Source organism: uncultured Streptococcus sp. (assembly GCF_901875575.1).
Taxonomy (GTDB): Bacteria; Bacillota; Bacilli; order Lactobacillales; family Streptococcaceae; genus Streptococcus.
The window spans coordinates 29,095-53,638 of record NZ_CABFMF010000001.1 but is presented as its reverse complement, the minus strand read 5'-3'; the positions used below and the strand labels follow the sequence as shown (position 1 = coordinate 53,638).

Annotated in this window: 16 protein-coding genes and 1 tRNA gene; 2 read left to right on the top strand and 15 right to left on the bottom strand. The window is 39.7% G+C overall.

Annotation, left to right across the window (positions count from 1 at the left end; translation table 11 throughout):
* Nucleotides 1–6 precede the first annotated feature (6 nt).
* The 5 genes from QZ114_RS00230 to QZ114_RS00210 all read right to left on the bottom strand — a co-directional run bounded on the left by QZ114_RS00230 (nt 7) and on the right by QZ114_RS00210 (nt 12,628).
* Nucleotides 7–6,315: a SpGH101 family endo-alpha-N-acetylgalactosaminidase gene (locus QZ114_RS00230; protein ID WP_295498198.1), complete on the bottom strand. Its 6,309-nt coding sequence runs from the start codon at nt 6,313–6,315 to the stop codon at nt 7–9.
* 323 nt (nt 6,316–6,638) lie between these two features.
* Nucleotides 6,639–8,891 carry a DNA translocase FtsK gene (locus QZ114_RS00225; protein WP_295498207.1) on the bottom strand — a complete coding sequence of 751 codons (2,253 nt, stop codon included), beginning with the start codon at nt 8,889–8,891 and terminating at the stop codon, nt 6,639–6,641.
* A gap of 139 nt (nt 8,892–9,030) precedes the next feature.
* Nucleotides 9,031–10,983 carry a fructose-specific PTS transporter subunit EIIC gene (locus tag QZ114_RS00220; RefSeq protein WP_295498195.1) on the bottom strand — a complete coding sequence of 651 codons (1,953 nt, stop codon included), beginning with the start codon at nt 10,981–10,983 and terminating at the stop codon, nt 9,031–9,033.
* Nucleotides 10,980–11,891 (bottom strand): 1-phosphofructokinase, encoded by a 912-nt coding sequence (gene pfkB / locus QZ114_RS00215; RefSeq protein ID WP_295498192.1) that lies wholly within the window; start codon nt 11,889–11,891, stop codon nt 10,980–10,982. The genes QZ114_RS00220 and pfkB overlap by 4 nt, the downstream gene beginning before the upstream one ends.
* The gene (locus QZ114_RS00210) at nt 11,888–12,628 is read right to left on the bottom strand and encodes a DeoR/GlpR family DNA-binding transcription regulator (protein WP_295498189.1); all 741 of its coding nucleotides are present in this window, start codon (nt 12,626–12,628) and stop codon (nt 11,888–11,890) included. Before QZ114_RS00210 ends, pfkB begins: the two co-directional genes overlap by 4 nt.
* 161 nt (nt 12,629–12,789) lie before the next feature.
* On the opposite strand from QZ114_RS00210, the gene QZ114_RS00205 reads away from it, so the two are divergent.
* Nucleotides 12,790–12,877 (top strand) — tRNA-Ser (locus QZ114_RS00205).
* Between the two features lie 208 nt (nt 12,878–13,085).
* On the opposite strand, the gene ffh is transcribed toward QZ114_RS00205, so the two are convergent.
* From ffh to QZ114_RS00185, 5 genes are all read right to left on the bottom strand, one after another.
* A complete protein-coding gene (ffh, locus tag QZ114_RS00200; RefSeq protein WP_295498186.1) occupies nt 13,086–14,657 on the bottom strand; it encodes a signal recognition particle protein in 1,572 nt (523 codons plus the stop codon).
* Nucleotides 14,658–14,676: 19 nt separating this feature from the next.
* Nucleotides 14,677–14,892 carry a 2-oxoglutarate:acceptor oxidoreductase gene (locus QZ114_RS09805; RefSeq protein ID WP_366926331.1) on the bottom strand — a complete coding sequence of 72 codons (216 nt, stop codon included), beginning with the start codon at nt 14,890–14,892 and terminating at the stop codon, nt 14,677–14,679.
* A gap of 2 nt (nt 14,893–14,894) precedes the next feature.
* On the bottom strand, nt 14,895–15,227 hold the full coding sequence (locus QZ114_RS00195) for a putative DNA-binding protein (RefSeq protein ID WP_218757937.1): 333 nt from the start codon (nt 15,225–15,227) through the stop codon (nt 14,895–14,897).
* Nucleotides 15,228–15,371: 144 nt separating this feature from the next.
* On the bottom strand, nt 15,372–16,568 hold the full coding sequence (gene tuf / locus QZ114_RS00190) for an elongation factor Tu (protein WP_295498180.1): 1,197 nt from the start codon (nt 16,566–16,568) through the stop codon (nt 15,372–15,374).
* Between the two features lie 204 nt (nt 16,569–16,772).
* Nucleotides 16,773–17,882 carry an AI-2E family transporter gene (locus QZ114_RS00185; RefSeq protein WP_295498177.1) on the bottom strand — a complete coding sequence of 370 codons (1,110 nt, stop codon included), beginning with the start codon at nt 17,880–17,882 and terminating at the stop codon, nt 16,773–16,775.
* Between the two features lie 102 nt (nt 17,883–17,984).
* Here QZ114_RS00185 and pbp3 point away from each other — a divergent pair, with 102 nt between their 5' ends.
* Entirely contained in the window at nt 17,985–19,226 is a 1,242-nt protein-coding gene (pbp3, locus tag QZ114_RS00180; RefSeq protein WP_295498174.1) for a D-alanyl-D-alanine carboxypeptidase PBP3, read from the top strand.
* Between the two features lie 59 nt (nt 19,227–19,285).
* Here pbp3 and sufB read toward each other — a convergent pair whose 3' ends face one another.
* Genes sufB through sufC form a run of 5 tightly spaced genes read right to left on the bottom strand, consistent with a single transcriptional unit; the run spans nt 19,286 to nt 24,480 of the window.
* The gene (gene sufB, locus QZ114_RS00175) at nt 19,286–20,698 is read right to left on the bottom strand and encodes a Fe-S cluster assembly protein SufB (RefSeq protein WP_295498171.1); all 1,413 of its coding nucleotides are present in this window, start codon (nt 20,696–20,698) and stop codon (nt 19,286–19,288) included.
* Nucleotides 20,699–20,755: 57 nt separating this feature from the next.
* The gene (gene sufU / locus QZ114_RS00170) at nt 20,756–21,196 is read right to left on the bottom strand and encodes a Fe-S cluster assembly sulfur transfer protein SufU (protein ID WP_295498168.1); all 441 of its coding nucleotides are present in this window, start codon (nt 21,194–21,196) and stop codon (nt 20,756–20,758) included.
* Nucleotides 21,183–22,409, bottom strand: coding sequence for a cysteine desulfurase (locus QZ114_RS00165; RefSeq protein ID WP_295498165.1), 1,227 nt, complete (start codon nt 22,407–22,409; stop codon nt 21,183–21,185). The genes sufU and QZ114_RS00165 overlap by 14 nt, the downstream gene beginning before the upstream one ends.
* A 10-nt stretch (nt 22,410–22,419) precedes the next feature.
* A complete protein-coding gene (gene sufD / locus QZ114_RS00160; protein WP_295498162.1) occupies nt 22,420–23,682 on the bottom strand; it encodes a Fe-S cluster assembly protein SufD in 1,263 nt (420 codons plus the stop codon).
* Between the two features lie 27 nt (nt 23,683–23,709).
* Complete coding sequence (sufC, locus tag QZ114_RS00155) at nt 23,710–24,480, bottom strand: Fe-S cluster assembly ATPase SufC (RefSeq protein WP_000114488.1); 771 nt, start codon at nt 24,478–24,480, stop codon at nt 23,710–23,712.
* Nucleotides 24,481–24,544: the final 64 nt, after the last annotated feature.

The following is a 24,544-nucleotide window of genomic DNA, read 5'->3' as shown; positions in this document are numbered from 1 at the left end:
AGATATTTATTCTTCTTTACGTTTTGTGGCAAGGACAGCAGCAGATAAAGCGAGACTAACACTAGCTAAGAAGATAGCTGTTTCAGACTTGCTTTCACCTGTTTCTGGTAAAGCCTTTTGTTCTGTTCTTGATGGCGAAACTTTAGATTCTTCAAGATTGCCTTGGCTCATTTGACTGATACGATAAGGTTCCTTTTCAAGCATTAGATTGGCTTGATTAGTTACGGTAGCTGGATTGCTAGTATAAGCTGGTTTTTGATTTACCAAAGCTTCTACCGCATTTACTCCACCAGTATATTCTGGTTGTACTTCTAGTGTAGGAGCCGGTTCGTCACCTACTGTAGCAAGTATTCCTTTGTACTCAGGAACCTCAAAAGTTGGTGTAGCTTCATCCCCCTTACTGCTTGAAGGAGTTTCAAGTTGAACTGCTTGCTCTTTTAATTGGTTGAGATAATCAGCAAGGAATTCAACTAGTCTGTTTGTCAAGAGATGATTGTCAGTTGCGTATTTCATACTATTAGCTACACTTGCTACCTCTTCTTTATTTTCTTTACTTGTCAATTTTTGTGCTTTTGCTAAAGCTTTTTCATAAGCTGACAAATCAAGAGGTGTTTCAGCTACTTGAGGTCGAATAAAGATGAGTTCAGCAGCAGCTTGATATTTATCACCACCGTCTCCATAAGTCTTAGTACCTGTCAAAACAATTTTCTTAGCCTTGATTGTCTTACCAAAATCAATATCTTTTGGTTTATTGTTATCTGGCCAATCAGTTGCAGTGAAAGTATGTTCTTTACCAGACTCATCTGTCACAACCAGTTTCACATCTCGCAAGTTACCATTTGATCCTGATCCACGTGGCACATAACGGAATCCAGTGATTTCTGTCGCTTCTTTCAATACCATAGTTGCAGGTTTGCCCACATCTCCACCATTCCAAGATGTATGCCATAGACTTGACAAGTTCCCATCAAAGGCATTTGCTAAATCTTCTCCCGCTTGAGCTGGAGCATTCAGTGTTTCAAAGTCTTCCGCTACCAAGGATGTTTTCTTCTGTACCAAAGCATTCTTAAGAGTTTCAATCTTAGCAATCTCGGCACGCGCTTCTTCTACACTAATGTCATCATCTGCTTGGCTGAGGTTATAGACAGCCTCTTTCAATGCATCCATAGACTCCTTAGTATAGCTGGTCATAGCAACAGTTGGCAAGTAGTTCTTCAAGGCATTATCGGTTAACATCTTACCTGTTAATGTAATTTCCTCAATTTGAAGTTTATCCATGATGAAGTCGTTATAACCGCGGAAGTTTGCATTTCCACCAGAGTCACCACGTGTATTGCTTGGATTACCAGTTGAGTAGATACCAATCCAAGTATCGCCTGTTTCTGCACCTGTTACAAGGAAGGTTACTTTTTTGGCTTTATTAGAATCTGTCCAAGTATTTGGTAATTCATGCATTTCTAAGTTGCTCGCTTGATTACCACGGCGTCCAGTTTGGAATTCACCTTTACCAACTACAAATGCATAGGTATTGTCAGAGCCTGCTTCGTATTCAAAAGTTACACGATAAGTCTTACCAGCTTCAAAACGGAAGTTTTGCGGAATTGTTTGGTAAACCAAGTTACGACGGCTAACAAGACCATTTGTCTTAAGTGACCAATCTCCTTCAATAACATCATCAACTTTCTTACCGTTCCATCCACGCTGTGTATATGGATCATGTTTTTCAGATAAGTGGGTACGGTTGTCTTCAACATTTTCAATACCACCGATTACAAATGGGAAAATACCTTGTGCAACATTTTCAAAGTCTTGTTTAAAGGTTCCTTTTCCAGTATCGTGATTATCTCCGTACATGCTTGAATTATTTTCAAAAGTACGAATTTCATCAAAGTAAGTTGCTTCCGCTCCTGCTTCCCGGCTCAAGGTTAAAGTAACATTTGATACATCAGAACCTGTTGTGAAGAAGGCATACATGTTTTGGAAGTAACTTGTATCATCTACAGTAGCATTATCACGACGTGTATTATGAGCATAGGCTTTCACATAGTTAAGAGCTAATGACTTGTTAGTATAACTTGTCACTTCTTTTTCACCTGTATTTACTGTGATACTTGCCTTAGCATTACTACGGTTATCAACCCCGACATAAACTGCATACTTGGTATTTGGTTTCAAACCAGTTAATTTCTGAGTGAGGCTGACCGTGCTCTGATTACCTTGAATTCGAAGCATTTCATTTGCGCCTTGAGATTTCACGATTTCTGCTTTAGAAGCATCACCTAAAATGGTCCAATGTTTCAAGCTTCCACTGTTAAATCCTTGGTCATAGATATGCATACCTTCACTCCATGACATTTCAGGATTCGTTTGTTTAGAGCGATAGAGTACATAAGGTTGATTTGCAGTAAGATCAAGGGTAATCTTACCATCTTTCACAGCTACTTCCTGTTCTTCAGTCTTACCTTGGTCAGTTAGTTTATAAAGGTAAACCTTACTATTCGCCCAGTTGCTAGGAAGCGTCCAAGTTGTTGCACCAGCTTGCGTATTGAAGTAGTACATTTTTTCCTTGTCACTAGCAAGTTTTTTCCCATTTGCATCCCAGTTCCATGGAGTCAAGTAAGCTGAACCATCTTGGATAACACGTCCATTAAGTGTTACTGTACGTTCACGGTATTGCGGGCTATTGATATCATTTGACTTACGAGTCACAACTACCTTATTGTTATCAGCATCTACTAACTCAACTTTCATTTCTGGAGTCCATTTATATGTACTACCATTGTCTGACATTGTAACAGGTATTCCATTTTCCCATTTGCTTACAGTGAAGTGTTGGAAGTACTTGGTCATGACATCATGAGCAAACAAGTTAGTTACATAGCCATTGTAGTCGCTTCGTCCTTGCCAACCTTCAAAGTCCTTCATACTATATCCACCTAGAAGAGGATAGTCAGCGGCACCACCATAGCTTCTGTAATCACCAACCCAAGAGTCTTTTTGGTGGTTACGGATAAAGCGAGTAATAGCACTGTTGATACCTTTATTAGTGTAGCCACCATAAGTCAAGTCTGCTGCCCAGTGTTGGAAGGTTGAATCATATTCACCACCATGACCCCACTCAATAGCAAAGCGCCAACCCTGTTTATTAATTTCTTTAGCAAGAACGTGGGTAGCCCAAGCACCGTTGTCACCTGATTGACCATTCCCCCATACATCGACATAGATAAAGTCAAGGCCTTCACCAAGTTTGTTTTTCAATTCTTCCCAACGAGCCAAACGGCCATGTGCTAGGTCATATGCGGCATCAATATTAATACCTTGGTCTAGCCAGTTCCATCCATAACTGAAGCTGCCATCAGCATTCTTGCGAAGAATATTTTCGTTAAAGTATTTAGACTCAGGATAAGTTTCTGAAGCATTAACGTGGATACCAAGATGAGCTCCATATTTCTTCGCTTTTTCAATCAAGGCCTTGAAGTCTTCTACACCACCAATACGTTTACCAATATCAGCATAGTTCAAGTGACCAGAGTCATGACCTTCGCTACCATATCCTTTTAAGAGGACACCTTGTCCAAGCCCATCTGTATGAAGATTAATCTTCTTGATACCATCCAAAGTCATAAGGAATGGGTTCTGAGCTTGAGAGCCAAAGTTCATCGCGATACGATATGCTGTGATATCCTTGACTTTTTCCCAACCTTGAGGGTTGTTCATAATGCTACGATAAGCAATGGCACCATCTTGCCAGTCCACTTTCTTATCCGCATTGGCATCTTCAGTGATAACAACTTTAGCACTTGGAAGTTCCTTAGTATATTCTGGGAAGACAATGCCCTTATACGCTTTTTCCCATTGCCATTCAGAGCTTTGAATTCCCACATAGTTTGTATTTCCAACGGTTTGTTTGAATGCTGTCAAACGAGTCCAGTCATTCGAACCACCACCGTAGCTGTTTTGAGAATTGCTCCAGACACCTGCAGCAAGCTTATCTGTAGAAACAAAACCATACATGTAACCCTTAGCCAAATCTTTCATTGGATTGGTTACAGCAATATGATCATCTCCACTGATATGAGTGTTGTTTGACATGGTTGCCCCATCAAACTTAGCCCCAGCTTGGTCGCTTGAAACCGACACAAGTGAGTTCCCTAAGAAATTGATTGAGGAGAGAAGTTTTCTTTCATCATCAATCTTCTGACCTGGAGTGACTTGATTGTGGTTTACAATCTTGGTCACATCAAAGTGCAATTGATTGTCCACAACTTGCAAACGTACGGTCATATCTGCATTGATGAAATTCTTCTCATCACGAAGCTTCATCAAGTACTCTGCAGTAGTATCATTGATCTTCTTATAGGTGACTTCAGGTGTAATTTCGTGATTGTTTACCAAGATTTTCTTAAGTTGTTGAACTTGCCCAGGTAAAGTATGACCATTCAGCGTGTATTCCTTGACACGTGGAAAGGCTTGGTCAATTACTGCTTTTAGTACTTTTGACTCAATAGTATCGTACTTAACGTTACTGTCATCAACCACTTCACCTTTTTCTTTTTCAACAGGTTCCTGATTCTTTTTAACGCCTTCTTGGTTATCTGTTTTAACGTTTATAATAGTTCTTTCACTACCATTGTAAGTACCAGCTTTAATTAAGATTTTCTTTTCATTCTTGAGATTTTCATTTACAGCAGCTGGTAAGGTTACAGTGTCAAAAAGCTTCACATCATTATTTGTAGCATTAAGCTGACCGTCTGATTTCAAGCTAATATTCAAATGATTGACTGATCCGTTTACTGGAGCAGCTACACGTCCACCTTGATACCATGTGCTATTTCCAGGTGTTTTATATTCCCAGAACCAACCACCTTGATCATAACCTACAAAAACATTGTTTTCAGTATCCTTATATTTCATAAAGACACCAAAACGTGATTTGCCTGTTTCAGACTCTTCTTTAAATGTAAAATCAACCGTTGCATTTCCATTAGCATCAACTGCCAAACCTTTCTTTTCAAACAATGCTGGTTTTTTAGCATTGTCATTTTGAGAAGTAGATTCTAGTCGATTATAGCGAACACCATTCTCTTCACGAATGCTAACTGTTCCCTGTTGATCCTTTGTTGCAACAGTTTGCCACTCAGGAGTAATCTCCTTCGATGTCTCTGGCTTAGCTGTAGCTGGTTTTTCTTCTTTCGGCTTATCTGCTTTTGGCTTTTCTTCAACTGGTTTTTCAGTTTCTTCTAAATTCGCAGGTTTTGAACTATTAATTCCATTGATATGGTCTTGTATCCATTTTAACTGGGCTGGAGAGAAAAGAATTCCACCACTACGTACACCTTCTACACCATTTTGATGTACTCCAATTAATTTTCCATTAGTATCAAAGATACCACCACCACTTGCTCCTGGTTTCCCACCTTGATAACCAACACCTTGAACTCCTTCACCATAAGGTTCAGCAAAATCTACAGTAGCATTAATAACTGGTGCTAACTTACCGGCAGGGTAGCCGAACATATTAACCTTATCTCCAACTTTTTTAACTATTGGTTTTTCAGTCACTTCAACTGGCGCATTTTCAAGTACTGTACGTAATCTAACTAGAGCTAAATCGTTTTTATAGCCTTTTAGATATCCATCACGATCCCAATGAATAACATCTTTCTTACTGAAGTTCACATCTTCTAGACCTTGATAGGATATGCTGAAAATATCCCCATCCCCTGCATCATTATCCACAACCTTACGGTTGTTTCCATCTGGAACATCCTTAATAAAATTATGGGATACAGTCAAAACAAGGTCCTTACCAACCACAATACCACTACCTTCTCCAGATGGAGTTTTAATTTTAACAGTAGCACCATAGTTCAATTCACCATTTTTGCTTTTAGCTACATCATCAGGTACCAGACTATCTGTATCTTTAGCCAATTGATCCTTGTTAACTTCTTTGCCATTATCAGTTGCATGATCTAATTTGCCAGCTCCATCTTTAGGTGATGCATTTGTGTTTTCTTTCTTTTCCTTTTCAAGAGCAAGCAACTCTTCCTCAGTTTTTGGACCATCCGTTGTTTCAGCAGAACCTGGATTTGCTACTGCAGCGTCTTTATCAAACTCTCGTCCATTATCGCTCGCTTTTTTATCCAAATTAGCCAACTCACTTGGCAAATTATCTGTTGAACCAACTGTTGGTGTGTCAGCCATTACTGGAGCAGTAGCAAAAAAACTAGCACCAATCATAACTGAAGCAGCACCTAGTGCAAATTTGCGAATGCTATACTTGCAACGTTTTTCAAACAATCTTTTATCCATCTGTTGAATCGTTCCTTTCAGTTTATACAGTAAGCGTTTCCATGTTTCTTTAAAAAATAACCTCCCTATATTTTAACCACTTCTGAATAAACATATTATTTTTTTATTTAAATGTAATATAACAAAAATGCTTTGAAAAATCAATAGTTTAATAGGTAAATTTAGTAAAAGGATAATCTCTTTAGTAGCTTTAGCTAAAATTACTTTCAAAATCGATTTTATATTAAAAATACTATAGAAAAAAGAATTACCACAGAGACATTAGGATTAAGCACCTAAATGGTCATGGGTAATTCAATAAATTTCGTTCTAATTTTTTACTTTTATTCTTGTAATACTTTACGTGGTTTAGTGCCTTCAGCTGGACCGATGACTCCTGCTATTTCAAGTTCTTCCATGAGGCGAGTTGCACGGTTAAACCCAACTGATAAACGACGTTGAATCATAGATGCACTAGCTTTCTGGGTTTCGATAACCAAAGCCTTTGCTTCCTCGAAGAGGGGATCTCCTCCAGATTCGCCATCAGAAAATTCTCCATCATTTTCTGAAACTTCTCCCGGGTCAAAACTATCATCATAGTCTGCATCAGCCTGTTCCTTGATAAAGTTGACGATGCGTTCAACATCATCATCTGAGATAAAGGAACCTTGCAGTCGGACTGGATGGTTTTCATCGATTGGTTTAAAGAGCATATCTCCTCGGCCAAGCAGTTTCTCAGCTCCATTTTCGTCCAAGATGGTGCGCGAGTCTGTACCTGATGATACAGCAAACGCCACACGAGATGGGACATTGGCCTTAATCAAACCAGAAATAACATCGACTGATGGTCGTTGGGTGGCAAGAATCATGTGAATCCCTGCTGCACGCGCCTTTTGTCCGAGACGGATGATGGCATCTTCCACTTCCTTACTCGCTACCATCATAAGATCAGCCAACTCATCCACAATCACGACAATGAGTGGCAAAGGAATTTGTTTGTATTCTGACTGGGCGTTGAATTCCTCAACCCTAGCATTGAAGCCTGCGATATTACGCACACCTACCTTTGCAAAAAGCTCATATCTGTTTTCCATCTCATCCACCACCTTTTGGAGTGCCTTACTGGCCTTACGAGGGTTGGTAACAACAGGAATTAAGAGGTGAGGAATATCATTGTAGACGGACAATTCAACCATTTTCGGATCAACCATCATAAATTTGACTTGATCAGGACGTGCCTTCATAAGAATACTTGCGATAATACCGTTAACTGCGACCGACTTACCAGAACCAGTCGAACCTGCAACGAGCAAATGAGGCATTTTCGATAGATCAAAAGCTCTAGCAGTCCCGTTAACTGCTTTTCCAAGAGGGATCTCTAAGAGATTTTCTGCTTTCGTTTGCGATTGTTCCCAGAGCTCACGGAAAGAGACAGTTGCAATCTCAGAGTTAGGAACCTCGATACCAACTAGGGATTTTCCTGGAATAGGTGCTTCAATCCGGACATCCTTTGCTGCCAATGCAAGAGCTAAATCATCAGCCAAGTTAGAAATACGGTTAACTCGCACACCTACAGCCGGTTTAATTTCATACTTAGTAACAGATGGTCCAATTTCAGCCCGCTCAACTGTCACCTTAATCCCAAAACTTGCAAAGGTTTCTTCGAGGATTTTAATATTTTCACGAACGATTTTCTTTTCCTTGGACTGATCTTTGGGTTTGTCAGGTGCAAAGAGTTGTAAACTTGGAAGTTTGTATTCGATAGCTTCCTTTGCAGAAAAATCAACCTGTAGATCTTGATCCTCAAATTCTTCTTCCACATCTGGAATTTCAAATTCGGGTTGAGGAAGGATAATCTCAGGTTCAATCCATTCTTCTTCAGGAATTGGTGGGACATCATCCATCGAATTTTCTGATAAGATTTCTCCCGTTTCCATATCTACAGGAGGCATAGTGAGCAAGGATTGTTCCGCCTCTTCTTTTTCTAGTCTTGCTTCCTCTTCAGCCTTTAAGCGAGTTTTTTCTTCTTGCAGAACAAAACGCTCTTGTTTACGTCTTTCGTGACCTTCCAACCATCTAGCAAATCCTCTACTGATAAATTCAGCGATATCATAAACAGACCAAGGACTCATTAAAAGAGCTCCAGTTAAAATAAATAAAGCTCCAACAAAAAATGTCCCGATATTTGAGAAAAGAAAAGCTATTGGAAGATAAAGCCCAACACCAATCAAACCTCCTCCAGCAAAACTGCTCGTTCGAAAGCCTGTTATATCAGTTACAATCTGAGCCATAGTTCCTTTGAAAACAGACTGCTCTATACCATACTGCCAAACTAGGTAGGCTTCAAAAATCAGAAGTAAACCTGCAAATATAGTAAAAAATCCAGACAGAATCCCTTCATGCTTTCTTAACCATTTAAATAAAAACAAATAGATAAAGAGAGCAAAAATTGCCAGATAAGCCAGACTTCCAACCAAAAGTCGGATAAGATTGTAAAGGGTTATGCCTGCAGCACCAAGTTTTAATGCTGCAAGAATTAACAAGAAGGCAATCCCTAAGGAAATCAACATCCTTTGGATAGCCTGCTTTCTTTCCAGTTCTGCTTTAGACGGTCTCCGTCTTGTTTTAGTTGTATTCTTGTTTGCCATTCTTCTATTATACCATATTTCACACCTATTTCGAAAAGAGAAAAAGATTGCATCTAAGAGATACAATCTTTCGAATTCATTCTTTCGTTTATGCTTGAGGTTTACGAAGGTAACCATAGACCACACCACTTACAAGAGCTCCTACCAAGACAAAGACAAGGTATAAAAGAGCATTTGAAGTAAGGGCAATGACGAATATTCCTCCGTGTGGGGCCATTAGTTTGATACCTGCGAGACCAACTAAACCTCCTGCTACTGCTGAACCAAGGATGAAACTTGGAATCGCACGAGCTGGGTCAGCAGCCCCAAATGGAATAGCACCTTCAGTAATAAACGATAAGCCCATAACGATGTTTGTCAAACCTGAGTTGCGTTCTTCTTTAGTAAATTTATCTTTGAAAAGAAGAGTTGCGACAAAGATGGCAAGCGGTGGAACCATTCCTCCAGCCATTACTGCTGCCATAGCTACTGAACCACCAGTAGAGACAGTTGCTGCAAGCGTACCAGTACCAAAGACATAGGCAGCTTTGTTAACTGGACCACCCATATCCACAGCCATCATTCCTCCAAGAACGATACCAAGAAGGACAGCTGAGCCTCCTCCAAGACCGCCTAGGAAATCATTCATAGCAGTGTTAATTGCCGCCATTGGGATGTTAACAGCTAACATGACAAATCCAGTCAAGATTGTTCCAAAAAGTGGCAAGAGAAGAATTGATTTAGCACCTTCAAGTGAACGAGGAACTTTCACATATTTCTTGATAGCAAGAACCAAGGCACCTGCGATAAATCCACCAACAAGGGCACCTAGAAAACCAGATGAGACACCTGCAAGAGTTGCAGTTGCTTCACCACCAGCTGCATAAGGGATTTTTCCAAAAGCAAAACCTTCTTTTGCGATAGCACCAGCCACGAAACCTGCAACCAAACCTGGTTTTTCAGCAATAGAGTAGGCAACATAACCTGCAAAGACTGGAAGCATCAAACCAAAGGCAGCTCCACCTATTTTCATGAACATAGAAGCTAGTTCATGGTAGGAACCAAGATTACCAAGGTTTTCATTTGGAACACCCAAGGCACCATCAATCAAGAAGGCAAGGGCAATCATAATCCCACCACCGATTACAAATGGCAACATTTGAGATACACCACTCATCAAGTGTTTGTAGAAGGCACCACCAAAGCTTTGTTTTTCGTTAGAGGCTGTTGTAGCTTTTGCACCATTAGCGGCACGGTAGACTTCAGCATCTCCTGAAAGAGCCAAGTTAATCAATTCTTCGGTCTTACGGATACCGTCTGCAACTGGACGATTGATCAATGGTTTGCCATCGAAACGGTCCATCTCAACTGCCTTATCTGCTGCGATGATAACAGCTTTAGCCTTGCGGATATCTTCTGCAGTTAGTTGATTTCCAACACCGCTAGCACCGTTGGTTTCGACCTTAATACCAACTCCCATTTCAGCTGCTACTTTTTGAAGAGTTTCTTGGGCCATGTAAGTGTGGGCAATACCTGTCGTACAAGCTGTAACAGCCACGATAAAATCACCAGAGTCATTGGCAGGTACTTGAATAGATTCCTCAGTTTTTTCTGAAGCTTGGTCAAAAAGTTCGATAACTTGGTCAGCTGATGTTGCTTGACGAAGTTTGTCAGCAAAACCGTCTTTCATCAAGTATTGAGACAATTCTGCCAAGGCTGCCAAGTGAGTGTCATTAGCACCTTCTGGAGCCGCAATCATAAAGAAGAGGTCAGTTGCTTGTCCATCCAAGCTCTCATAGTCAACACCCTTATTAGACTTTGCAAAGAGAACTGTCGCTTCTTTGACAGCAGCGTTTTTGCTGTGAGGCATGGCGATACCGTCTCCTAAACCAGTAGAAGTCAAAGCTTCACGCGCCAAAATGCCTTCTTTAAAGGTTTCAAAATCAGTCACATAACCGTGGTCTGTCAAACTTTTAATCATCTCTTCAATGACAGCTGCTTTTTCAGTTGCCTGTAAATCCAGCAACATGACATCTTTTCTCAATAAGTCTTGAATTTTCATCTTTTTTCTACCTCAACTTTTTCATATGTTTCTTTAATGAATTCTGCTGTTGCCAAGTCATCCGAGAAAGTAGTTGCTGTTCCACAAGCTACTCCCCATTTGAAGGCTTCTACTGCGTCTTTTGATTTGACAAACTCGCCTGTGAATCCTGCAACCATAGAATCACCAGCTCCAACTGAATTTTTCACTGTTCCTTTGATTGGTTTAGCGAAGTAAGCTCCCTCAGATGTGACAAGAAGGGCACCGTCCCCAGCCATAGAGATAATAACATTTTGAGCACCGTTAGCCAGTAACTCACGAGCATATTTCTCAATTTCATCTAAACTTTCGAGTTTAACCCCAAAAATCGCTCCAAGTTCATGATTGTTTGGTTTGACCAAAAGTGGCTGGTAGTCTAAACTATCAATCAAGGTCTGTCCTTCAAAGTCACAAACCACTTGCGCACCCGTCTGACGTGTCAAGGCAATCAAATCCTTGTAGATGACATTGCCTAGATTTTTAGCACTTGAACCCGCAAATACAACCGTGTCTTCTGCAGTCAAACTAGACAAAATAGCTTTCAATTCTTCTAACTGGGCTGGTTCGACATTTGGACCCGTTCCGTTGATTTCTGTCTCTTGGTCTGCTTTGATTTTAACATTGATACGAGTATCTTCTGCCACTTGGACAAAACGTGTCTCGATTGCTTCATCAGCCAAAGTATCTGTGATAAATTTACCAGTAAAACCTCCGATAAATCCAGTCGCTGTATTTGGAATATCTAAGCGCTTCAAGACACGACTGACATTAATTCCTTTCCCACCAGCAAACTTATCATCACTGTCCATACGATTGACACTACCGACTTGGACTTGTTCCAAACGAACGATATAGTCAATGGATGGATTGAGTGTGACTGTATAAATCATACTTCTATTACCTCCGTTTTCTCCTTAATAGCCTGCAAGAGCTCATGCCCTTGACTTGTGATAACAATAGCTCGTTTGAGTGGTGCTACCTTGGCAAAGCAAGTTTGTCCAATTTTTGACGAATCGACCAAGACATAGGTCTGTTTGGCATTCTCTAAAATAGCACGCTTCACAGCCCCCTCCTCCATATCAGGAGTCGTATAATAGCCATCGTCCACACCATTCATCCCGATAAAGGCACGATCAAAGTGCAATTGGTTAATCTGGTTAAGAGCAACGCCCCCGATGCTAGAATCTGTCGCCATCTTGACACTTCCTCCAACCATGACAGTTGGAATCTGCTTTTCAACCAACTGAGCGGCATGGTGAATAGAGTTGGTCACAACTGTAACATTCTTATTAACCAATTCATGAATCAAAAAAGCAGTTGTTGTTCCTGCATCGATAAAGATGACATCTTGTTCCTTGATGAGAGAGGCTGCTTTCTGAGCCAGCAACTTCTTTTCTTGAAGGTTTTTGACAGATTTTTCTTGAATGGTTTCTTCTTCCTGCAAAGAATGGGGCAATTCTGCTCCACCATGTACACGACGAAGCTTGTTTTCTGCTTCCAACTCATCCAAGTCTCTTCGAACCGTTGATTCTGACGTTTCTAGCAAACTAACTAATTTTTCTAGTGAAACTACATGATGTTGATTTAACTCCTCTAAAATCAGTTGTTTACGCTCTGTTTTTAACACCAAACCACCTCCTGATATCGTTTACACTATTCATTCTATCATACTATTTTTCAAAGTCAAGCATTTTTTATCATTTTCTTTCAAAATCTATCATTTTTCTTATTTCCAGAATTTTTATTGCAAGATAAGAACCTTTATGGTAGACTATTTTAGTAAGTATTGGAAGATTACTCAAGAGGCTTAAGAGGCCGTGTTGGAAACGCGGTAGGCGTGTAACAGCGTGCGTGGGTTCGAATCCCATGTCTTCCGTAAATGATTCAAACTGCATCTTGGTGCAGTTTTTTTATACCTTTCTTTAGTAGTTCCTCTATCCATAAACTATCAAAAATGTCCTTATTGAAATAATTGAAAGACTAAGTCATTAAAAGGTAAAATTTTTTACCTGTAAATAAATAACCTGTATCTAAAAATTAGGAATTTATCTAACTTTTAGATACAGGTCATTTTTTATTAAATTTTACTTACGTTTCTTCTTCGCTTTTTTCATTTTGTTTGCCATTCGTTTCATGGACTGTTTCATGGCAAATTCACCGATTTTACCTTTGAGACCTCCACCAAACATCTGGCTCATATCTGGCATTCCTGCTCCTCCAAGAGCTGACAGGTCAGGCATACCACCTTGTCCCATCATTCCTTCAAGGGCAGACATATCCATGCCTCCCATATTTGGCATATTTTTAGGAAGGTTGTTTGGATTGATTCCCATCTGCTTCATCATCTTGTTCATATCTCCAGACATAACACCTTGCATGAGTTGTTTAGCCTGGTTAAAGTCCTTGATGAATTTATTGACTTCGACAAATGTATTTCCAGAACCTGCAGCGATACGACGGCGACGGCTTGGATTTAACAAATCTGGATTTTCACGTTCTTCAGGTGTCATAGAAGATACAATGGCGCGTTTGCGAGCAATCTGGCGCTCATCCACCTTCATATTTTGAAGGGCTGGATTGTTAGCCATACCCGGAATCATCTTGAGCAAGTCTTCCATTGGTCCCATGTTTTGCACCTGATCTAACTGATCAATGAAATCATTGAAATCAAAGGTGTTTTCCCGCATCTTCTCAGCCATTTCAAGGGCTTTTTGTTGATCATATTCTTGAGAAGCTTTCTCAATCAATGTCAACATATCCCCCATGCCAAGAATACGGCTTGACATACGATCTGGGTGGAAAGTTTCAATGTCCGTAATCTTTTCACCCGTACCAGTGAACTTGATAGGTTTTCCAGTTATATGACGAACAGACAGAGCTGCACCACCACGAGTATCGCCATCAATCTTAGTAAGGATAACCCCAGTCACCTCTAACTGAGCATTAAACTCACGCGCAACATTGGCCGCTTCCTGACCAATCATAGCATCAATTACAAGCAATATTTCATTTGGTTGAGCCAGCGCTTTGACATCTCGAAGCTCATTCATCAAAAGCTCATCAATCTGCAAACGCCCTGCCGTATCAATCAAGACATAATCATTGTGATTTGCTTGGGCTTGTTCCAAACCTTGACGGACAATCTCAACAGCTGGAACCTCTGTTCCAAGTGCGAAGACAGGCACATCAATTTGTTGTCCCAGTGTCTTCAGCTGATCAATGGCAGCTGGACGATAAATATCCGCCGCAATCATCAAAGGACGAGCATTTTCTTCTTTCTTGAGTTTGTTGGCCAATTTACCAGCAAAAGTTGTTTTACCAGCTCCCTGCAAACCAACCATCATAATGATTGTAGGAATCTTAGGTGACTTGATAATTTCTGCCGTATCAGAACCTAAAACGGTTGTCAGTTCCTCATCAACGATTTTAATAATCTGTTGCGCAGGATTAAGTGTATCAATGACCTCATGGCCGACTGCACGCTCACGAACTTTCTTGATAAAGTCCTTCACAACTGGTAAAGCAACATCGGCTTCCAACAAGGCCAAGCGAATCTCTTTTGTTGCTTCTTGGACATCAGCCTCAGAGATTTTTCCTTTTTTACGTAGATTTTTAAAGACGTTCTGCAAACGTTCTGTTAAACTTTCAAATGCCATGTTTTACTCCTCTATTTAATCAATTCAGCGGAAATCGACTGAAATGCTGCAAACACTCAAATTCTTCAGGTGTGACTTCTTTCATGATTTCAGTTGGATATCCCCAACAGCTAAAGCCTATCTGCAAAGCTCTAGAGAGATCGTCACGCGAGAGAATTTGTAATCTAATCGGGAAAGGTTCCTCAGCAGACAATAGCTCACACGCTATTCCTTTATAAAAGACAAGACTCCCCATGATTACTCCCTATTATCAATACTTGTTAAAATTTCGACTTGCTCCTGCAGAAAGTCATCCTTGGGATAGCGCTCCAAAATCTGATCAAAAATTTGACTGCGGACAATGTAGTCCGAGTACATGTGCAATTTCATCTCATAATCTTCCAGAATCTTTTCTGTTCGCTTGATATTATCATAAACAGCTTGACGACTGACACCAAACTCTTCAGCTATCTCAGCTAGACTATAATCATCTGCATAATAGAGTTCAATATAATTCATTTGCTTATCAGTCAAAAGCGCAGCATAAAATTCAAAAAGCGCATTCATACGATTGGTTTTTTCAATTTCCATAACCTTTATTATACCAAAAAAACTAATTTACTGCCACAGTATAAGAAGATCAAATCTTATCAAAAAATATAAAAAAGAACCTTGCATAGCAAGATTCTTTTAGTGTCTGACTTAAATAATTGTTCTTCTGGGAACTAAATCGAATTAAGCTTCGATTTCTGTAACCATACCTGAACCAACAGTACGTCCACCCTCACGGATAGAGAATGTAGTACCTTGTTCTACGGCGATTGGGTGGATCAACTCAACGTCGATAGTCACGTTATCACCAGGCATTACCATTTCAGTACCTGAAGGAAGTTCGATTGAACCTGTAACGTCAGTTGTACGGAAGTAGAATTGTGGACGGTAGTTGTTGAAGAATGGAGTGTGACGTCCACCTTCTTCTTTAGTAAGGATATAAACTTCACCTTTGAATTTAGTGTGTGGGTTGATTGAACCTGGTTTAGCGATAACTTGTCCACGTTCGATTTCATCACGTTGAACACCACGAAGAAGGACACCTACGTTATCTCCTGCAAGACCTTCGTCAAGTTGTTTACGGAACATTTCAACACCAGTTACAACTGCTTTATGAGTTTCTTCTTTAAGACCAACGATTTCGATTTCGTCGTTGACTTTAACAACACCACGGTCGATACGTCCTGAAGCAACTGTACCACGTCCAGTGATTGAGAATACGTCTTCGACTGGAAGAAGCAATGGTTTGTCAGTGTCACGTTCTGGTTCTGGGATGTACTCATCAACTGTGTTCATCAATTCCATAACGATGTCTTCGTATTTAGAGTCACCTTCAAGGGCTTTAAGAGCTGAACCTTGGATAACTGGAAGATCGTCACCTGGGAAGTCGTATTCTGACAATAGGTCACGGATTTCCATTTCAACCAATTCAAGCAATTCTTCGTCGTCAACCAAGTCAACTTTGTTCATGAAGACGATAAGGTGTTTAACACCAACCTGACGTGAAAGAAGGATGTGCTCACGAGTTTGTGGCATTGGTCCGTCAGTTGAAGCTACTACAAGGATAGCTCCGTCCATTTGAGCAGCACCAGTGATCATGTTTTTAACGTAGTCCGCGTGTCCTGGAGCGTCGATGTGAGCGTAGTGACGTTTTTCAGTTTCATACTCAACGTGCGCAGTATTGATTGTGATACCGCGTTCGCGTTCTTCTGGAGCAGCATCGATAGACGCATAGTCTTTAGGTTGGTTAACTGATGAAGGCAAGCGACGTGCCAAAACAGTTGTGATAGCTGCAGTTAGGGTAGTTTTACCGTGGTCAACGTGTCCGATTGTACCAATGTTAACGTGTGGTTTACTACGATCGTATTTTTCTTTTGCCATTTGAGTAAAAGCCTCCAATAAAATATATTTTATAGATAGACAGTAGGCAATACAGTCTAACTTTCCTTACTATTTTATCAAATTTCAGCTAAATTGCAAGTGTTTTACAAAGTTTTTGTGAATTATTCTTATTCTAACACTCTTTATAATGAGGACATTCTATTTATTAGCTTTTAAAAAATAAAAATCAGGATTCCCTGACTTTTACTTTGTTAATTCTCTTTCTCGCTCTTGCATTATTTTATGATTTTCATATAAACGAGCTAAAAATTTTGAGATTTCTTTTAAGATTGAATAGGTAGGAACAGCAACTATCATACCAATTACACCATAGATATTACTTGATAATAGAAGTAAAACCAAAATTGTTATAGGGTGAACTTTCATCACACTACCAACGATACGAGGATATAAGATATTCCCATCTACTTGCTGAATGATAAGCATATAAATAATAGCTATGAGCATTCTATGTGGATCTGTAAATATATTAGAAATAATCATTGGTATCAAACCTATACTTGGTCCTACATAAGGAATTAAATTGGCTAAACCAGAAAAAATAGCAAATACCAAAGCATATTTTAAACCAATTACACTGTAACCTATATAAGCTAAACATCCAATGATAAAAGCATCAATCGCAACACCACTAATATATCGAGCAATTGTAGCATTTAAATTTTTTAATAATCCAGCAATACGTAGTCTATCATGCTTTAAAATTGTTCTTTCAAGCATAGGTAAAAATTTGTTACCATCTAGTAAAAAATAGATTAGAAAGACAGGAGTCATAACGATGATCAAAACTGTGCTAAAGAGAGCTGATAAGATACTGCCTACACTGTTGGTTACACTATTAAGGATGTTTTGCAAAATATCTACATAAGAGAGATTTAGTTGTTGAATACTTGCCTGAATATCCAAATTTTGAAAAGCTGGATAGGTCGATAAATCAATAATTAAATCTTGTATTCGGCTGTAAATAGTTTGGCTTGTTGCAATCAAACTAGTCAACTGATTAATCAAAATCGGTAAGAGATAGACTACCCCAATAACTAGACCCCAAACCAAGGCACACAGTGTCAGTAGAATACCAATTAAACGATTAATTTTGAGATATTTCTGTAAAAAATTAACAATCGGATTGGTTAAATAAAATAAAAAACCACCTAGCAGAAAAGGAATCATAATTGTATTTGCAACTGTTACAAATGGCGTGATGATTGCCCCCATCTCTCTCCATAAATAAAAGATAATTGTTAATAGTAAAATCTCACTCGTCCAAAAAAATAATTTATTTTTACGAAACATGAGTTACCTCCATCTATCTATTTTACCATACTTTTAAAAAAGCTTCTTTCTTATATCATGAAACTAGGAATATTTTTTTCTTTATGATAGAATATTCTTACTATGAAAAAAATAATTTTGACACTATTAACTCTAACTTTAATTAGTTCTTCTTCTACTGTTATGGCTCAAGATTTAAATATTCCAGCCAAGCATATCATTGCCGTTGAAGCCAACACAGGTAAAATTTTGTATGAAAAGGATGCTACTCAACCTGTTGAGATAGCTTCAATTACAAAATTACTCACTGTTTATCTAGTTTATGAAGCCATAGAAGATGGTAGTATCACCCTCGCCACTCCAGTTGAGATTTCAGACTACCCTTATAAATTAACAACCAATCCCAAGGCTAGTAATCTCCCAATGGAAGCTCGGAAATATACTGTTGAGGAATTACTAGAAGCTACCTTAGTCCCTAGTGCAAATAGTTCAGCTATTGCTTTAGCCGAAAAAATTGCTGGTTCTGAAAAAGACTTCGTAGACAAGATGCGTGCTAAACTCTTAGAATGGGGCATCAAAGATGCTACTATCGTCAACTCCACTGGTCTCAATAATGAAATACTTGGTGATAACATTTACCCAGGTTCTAAAAAAGATGAAGAAAATAAACTAAGTGCTTACGATGTTTCTATTGTTGCTCGGAATTTAATTAGAAAATACCCTCAAGTATTAGATATTACCAAAAAACCTTCTTCTACTTTTGGAGGAATGACTATAACATCTACAAACTACATGTTAGAAGGAATGCCAGCTTATCGTGGCGGTTTCGATGGACTCAAAACAGGTACAACTGAAAAAGCAGGAGAATCTTTTGTCGGCACAACTGTTGAAAAAGGGATGAGAGTCATCACTGTTATTCTCAATGCAGAACACCATGATAGTAATCCCTATGTTCGTTTTAATGCCACTTCTGCACTAATGGATTATATTTCCTCCAATTTTGCACTTCGAAAAATCGTACAAAAAGGTGATACATATAAAGATAGTAAATCTCCTGTTCAAGATGGAAAAGAAAACACTGTTGCTGCAGTTGCCCAAGAAGATATTTCTCTTGTTGAACGCTTAGGAACAAAAGCTAAACCATCCATTCAATTTACTCCTTCTTCCAAGTCACTTACGGCTCCACTTGAAGCTGGTACAGTTGTTGGTAACCTAACTTATGAAGATAATGATTTAATTGGACAAGGTTATATTACTACTGAACGTCCAAGTTTCGAATTAGTTTCTGAAAAAAAAGTGGAAAAAGGCTTTTTCTTAAAAATCTGGTGGAATCAATTTATCCGTTTTATTAATGAAAAACTGTAAAAAAATCGCGATTTATTCGCGATTTTTTTACTATTTCTTAGTTCTACTAGTATACAACCTTATCCAACAGACCCTTCCATCTCATAGCTAATCAAGCGGTTAAGCTCGACAGCGTATTCCATTGGAAGTTCTTTGGTGAAGGGCTCTACAAATCCCATGACAATCATCTCAGTTGCTTCAGTCTCTGACAAGCCACGACTCATAAGGTAATAGAGTTGTTCTTCTGAAATCTTAGATACCTTGGCTTCGTGCTCCAAAGCTACTTGTGAGTTGTGGATTTCATTAAATGGAATAGTATCTGATGCTGACAAGTCATCCATGATAATGGTATCACACTCGATGTGAGAAACAGATTTCTTAGAGTTCTTGTTAAAGGTTACTTGTCCACGATAGTCAACCTTTCCTCCACCTTTAGCGATGGATTTAGACACGATAGACGAGCTGGTATGTGGAGCATTGTGGATCATCTTAGCACCCGTGTCTTGGTGTTGTCCTGCATTGGCAAAGGCAATAGAAAGCATGGTACCACGCGCACCTTCTCCATCAAGATAAACAGATGGATATTTCATGGTAGTTTTAGCACCCAAGTTTCCATCAATCCACTCAACAGTGGCATTTTTTTGGGCTTTAGCACGCTTAGTAACCAAGTTGTAAACGTTGTCAGACCAGTTTTGGATGGTTGTATAACGCATATAAGCTCCATCCAAGGAAAAAATTTCTACGATGGCTGCATGCAAACTGTTACTTGAATAAGTTGGTGCTGTACATCCTTCTACGTAATGAACACTTGCCCCTTCATCAACGATAATCAAGGTACGTTCAAATTGCCCTGTATTTTCATTATTGATACGGAAGTAAGTTTGCAGCGGGATATCAACCTTAACCCCTTTTGGTACATAGATAAAGGTTCCGCCAGACCATACAGCCGAGTTGAGGGCAGCCAACTTATTATCTGTTGGCGGTACCAACTTAGCAAAGTATTGTTTAAACAAGTCTGGGTATTCCTTAAGGGCAGAATCCGTATCTGTAAAGATAATTCCCAATTTCTGGAACTCTTCCTTCATATTGTGGTAAACCACTTCTGACTCATACTGGGCAGAAGCTCCTGCTAGATAAGCACGCTCAGCTTCTGGAATCCCGATTCGTTCAAAGGTCTCTTTAATTTTTTCAGGAACGTCATCCCAGGAACGAGCTGGTTTGTCAGATGGTTTTTGGTAGTAGATCAAGTCATCAAAGTCAATCTCTGACAAGTCTGCTCCCCAAGTCTGCATGGGCATTTTTTTGAAGGTTTCATAAGACTTCAAACGGAATTCTAACATCCACTCAGGTTCTCCCTTTGCAGCTGATAGTTCACGAATAACACCTTCATTTAATCCTTTTCCTGTCGATAGGACAGGCTCTACATCATCATGGAAACCAAATTTATATTCACCAAGGTCAATTGGTTTTGGTTCTACTCTTTCTTCAGCCATAATATCCTTTCTTTCATTCTTCATTTCTACTGATTCATAAGACAAAAGAAACTTGCCTTACTTGTTTTCTTGATTTTCAATTGTTTTCTTGAGGGCATTCCAAGCTAGGGTTGCACACTTGATTCGTTGAGGGAATTTGGCAACGCCTGATAAGAAGGCTGCATCTCCTAATTGGTCTTGTCTGTCATCTTTTTGACCTTGAACCATTTCAGAAAAAATAGTCGCAAGTTCTAAAATTTCTTGTTTGGTCTTGCCCAAAACAGCATCTGTCATCATGCTAGCAGAGGCAGTTGAAATAGTACAACCCGAGTTTAGAAAAGCGATATCCTCCAATCGGTCTTCTGCATCAAACTTGACAGAGAGATTGATGACATCTCCACAGGTCGGATTGTTGAGACTGATTTGTTCAGCATCTTCTAACTTCCCTTGGTGATGTGGATTTTTCGAATGGTCCGCTACCACTGCCATATAAAGGCTATCTAGTTTAGAAAGTGCCATTGAAAAACTCCTTTGTCTTTTGTAAGGCATCGACTAACTTGTCGCAGTCTGCCTTGGTATTGTAGATATAAAAACTAGCGCGGGCTGTTGCTGGGACATCTAAATACTGAAGCAAGGGTTGGGCACAGTGGTGACCTGCACGAACAGCCACGCCTTCATAATCCAAAGCAGTCGCAAGGTCGTGAGGATGAAGACTGCCTAGGTTAAAGGCAATAACACCCGAGCGTTGAGCTAAGTCCTGCGAACCATAAATAGTCAATCCTTCAATTGCTTGTAATTTCGGAAAAACGTAGGCTATCAATTCTTGCTCATGGATTTCAATGGCATCCATACCAATTTTTTCTAAATAATCGACAGCCGCTGCCAGTCCAATTGCTCCAGCCATATTAGGAGTTCCAGCCTCAAATTTCCAAGGCAACTCCTTCCAGCTGGCACTTTGCTCATAAACGAAATCAATCATTTCCCCACCAAACTCGACTGGCGACATTTGTTTTAGATATTTTTCTTTCCCATAAAGAACACCGATACCAGTCGGACCAGCCATCTTGTGCCCTGAAAAGGCAAAGAAGTCCACATCCAAGTCCTGAACATCTATCTTCATATGAGGAGTTGATTGGGCACCATCAACAACCATAATTGCCCCGACCTTATGTACCATTTGAGCAATTTCTTTGATAGGATTGACCACTCCTAGAACATTAGAAGCATGAGCCAGTGAGACAAACTTGACTTTATCAGTCAATTTAGACCTCAAATCATCCATGTCCAAGGCTCCATCCTTTAGATAAACATAAAGCAATTCAGCTCCTGTCTTGCGACAAGCTTCTTGCCAAGGAATGATATTGGAATGGTGTTCCATGACAGAAATCAAAACTTGGTCTCCCTCAGTCAAGACTTCCTCTGCATAACGCGCTACCCAGTTAAGACTGGTTGTCGTTCCTCTTGTAAAGAGAACTTCCTTTGTAGAACCTGCATTAATAAACTTACGAATGGTTTCACGGGCAGCTTCATAGGAGGCTGTAGCACGTTCTGCCAAGGTATAAACACCACGGTGGACATTAGCATTGTCATGTTCATAATAATAATCGATTGTTTCAAGAACCGACTTCGGTTTTTGTGTTGTTGCAGCATTATCCAGATAGACCAGGGGCTCATCATTTACAAACTGGTCTAAAATTGGAAAATCCTTGCGAATCGCTTCTACATCTAGCATGAGTTACCTCTTAGCGTTTTGACAATTTTTCTTCGATGGTTGCAATCATTTCTTCGCGAACTTCCTTGACTGGAATCTCAACGATAACAGATCCTAGGAAACCACGAACAACCAAGCGTTCTGCAGTTGCCTTGTCTAAGCCACGACTCATGAGATAGTACATATCTTCTGGATCGACCTGACCGATCGATGCTGCGTGACCAGCTGTGACATCATTTTCATCAATCAAGAGTATTGGGTTGGCATCTGAACGCGCTTGGTCTGATAGCATTAATACACGGCTCTCCTGCTGGGCATCTGCACCTTTAGCACCCTTGATAATATGTCCAATACCGTTGAAGGTTAAGGTAGCTTTTTCAAGGATAACCCCATGCTGGAGAATATTACCGATTGAATTGCATCCATAGTTAGTCACACGAGTGTCAATTCCTTGTACCTGACGACCACTTGATAGAGCTACAACTTTAAGGTCAGCATGGCTACCATTTCCAATCAAGTCACTATCAAAATCTGCAACGATGTTTCCTTCGTTCATGACACCGATAGCCCAGTCAATACTAGCATCGTTTCCTAATTTACCACGACGGCTGATGTAGGCTGTTACATTTTCACCTAGACGGTCAATAGCTGCAAATTTCACTTGAGCGCCAGAACGAGCGATAACTTCAACAGTAATGTTCGCAGTCGCTTGAGCACTACCTTCACCACGTGATTCCAAACGTTCCAAGTAACTAATTTTTGAGTTTTTACCGGCTATAATCATGATATGCTTGTTAAACGGAACATCACTATCACTATCTTGGTAGAAAATGCCTTCGATTGGCTCTTTAATCTCAACATTATCTGGAATATAAAGAACAGCACCACTATTGAAATAAGCAGTGTGGTAGGCCGCCAACTTATCATCGTCATACTTAACAGATGACATGAAGAATTCCTCAATCAGCTCTGGAATTTCTTCTAAAGCTGAGTGAAAGTCTGTAAAGACAACACCTTGTTCAGCCAAATCAACTGGAATTTGTTCAAAAACTGTTTGAGTTCCCACTTGCACCAACTTCAAGTGATTATCTAGTGCAGTGAAATCTGGAACATTTGCTGTTGGCTCACTTTCAGTGATGGTTCCATCACCTAAATTCCAACGGTGAAATTTCACACGTTCGATTACTGGTAATTCCAAACTTTCAATTTTATCGAAAGCTTGTTGACGGAAGTCAAATAGCCAGCTTGGTTCAGCATGCATTTTTGAAAAAAGTTTAATGTTTTCTTTAGTCATTTACTTCTCCTAAAAGATACGAGGGAATTACAATTCTTCCTTGTAGTCGTAACCAAGCTCATCAGCAAGTTTTGCGTATCCTTCACGTTCCAAACGTGCTGCCAATTCTGGACCACCTGAAAGCACAACACGGCCTTCCATCATAACATGGACCACATCAGGCGTGATATAGTTGAGAAGGCGTTGGTAGTGAGTGATAATCATGGCACCAAACCCTTCACCACGCATAGCATTTACGCCTTTAGATACGACTTTAAGAGCGTCAATATCAAGACCAGAGTCAATTTCATCAAGAAGAGCAAAAGTAGGTTCTAACATCAAGAGTTGAAGAATTTCATTACGTTTTTTCTCACCACCAGAGAAGCCTTCGTTAAGGTAACGCTCAGCCATTTCTTCTTTCATGTTGAGCAATTCCATTTTCTCGTCTAGTTTAGTAATAAACTCACGAACTGAAATCTTCTCATCGTCTTCTTTGCCAGCATTCATGGCTGCACGAAGAAATTCAGCATTTGTAATACCAGGAATTTCAGATGGATATTGCATAGCAAGGAAAAGTCCCATACGTGCACGCTCATCTACTTCCAACTCAAGAATGTTAACGCCATCAAACAAGACTTCACCCTTTGTTACTTCATAGTTCGGGTTACCCATGATGGCTGCAGAAAGAGTTGATTTACCAGTACCGTTTGGTCCCATGATGGCTGCAATCTCTCCTGTTTTCAGAGTCAAATTGACCCCTTTTAAAATTTCTTTCCCTTCAATCTCAACGTGAAGATCTTTGATCTCTAATACTGACATGATAGTTCCTTTCTTTTTTAAGGTCTTTATCATTTTCAAAAATACGTTTCCATTCTTAAAAAAT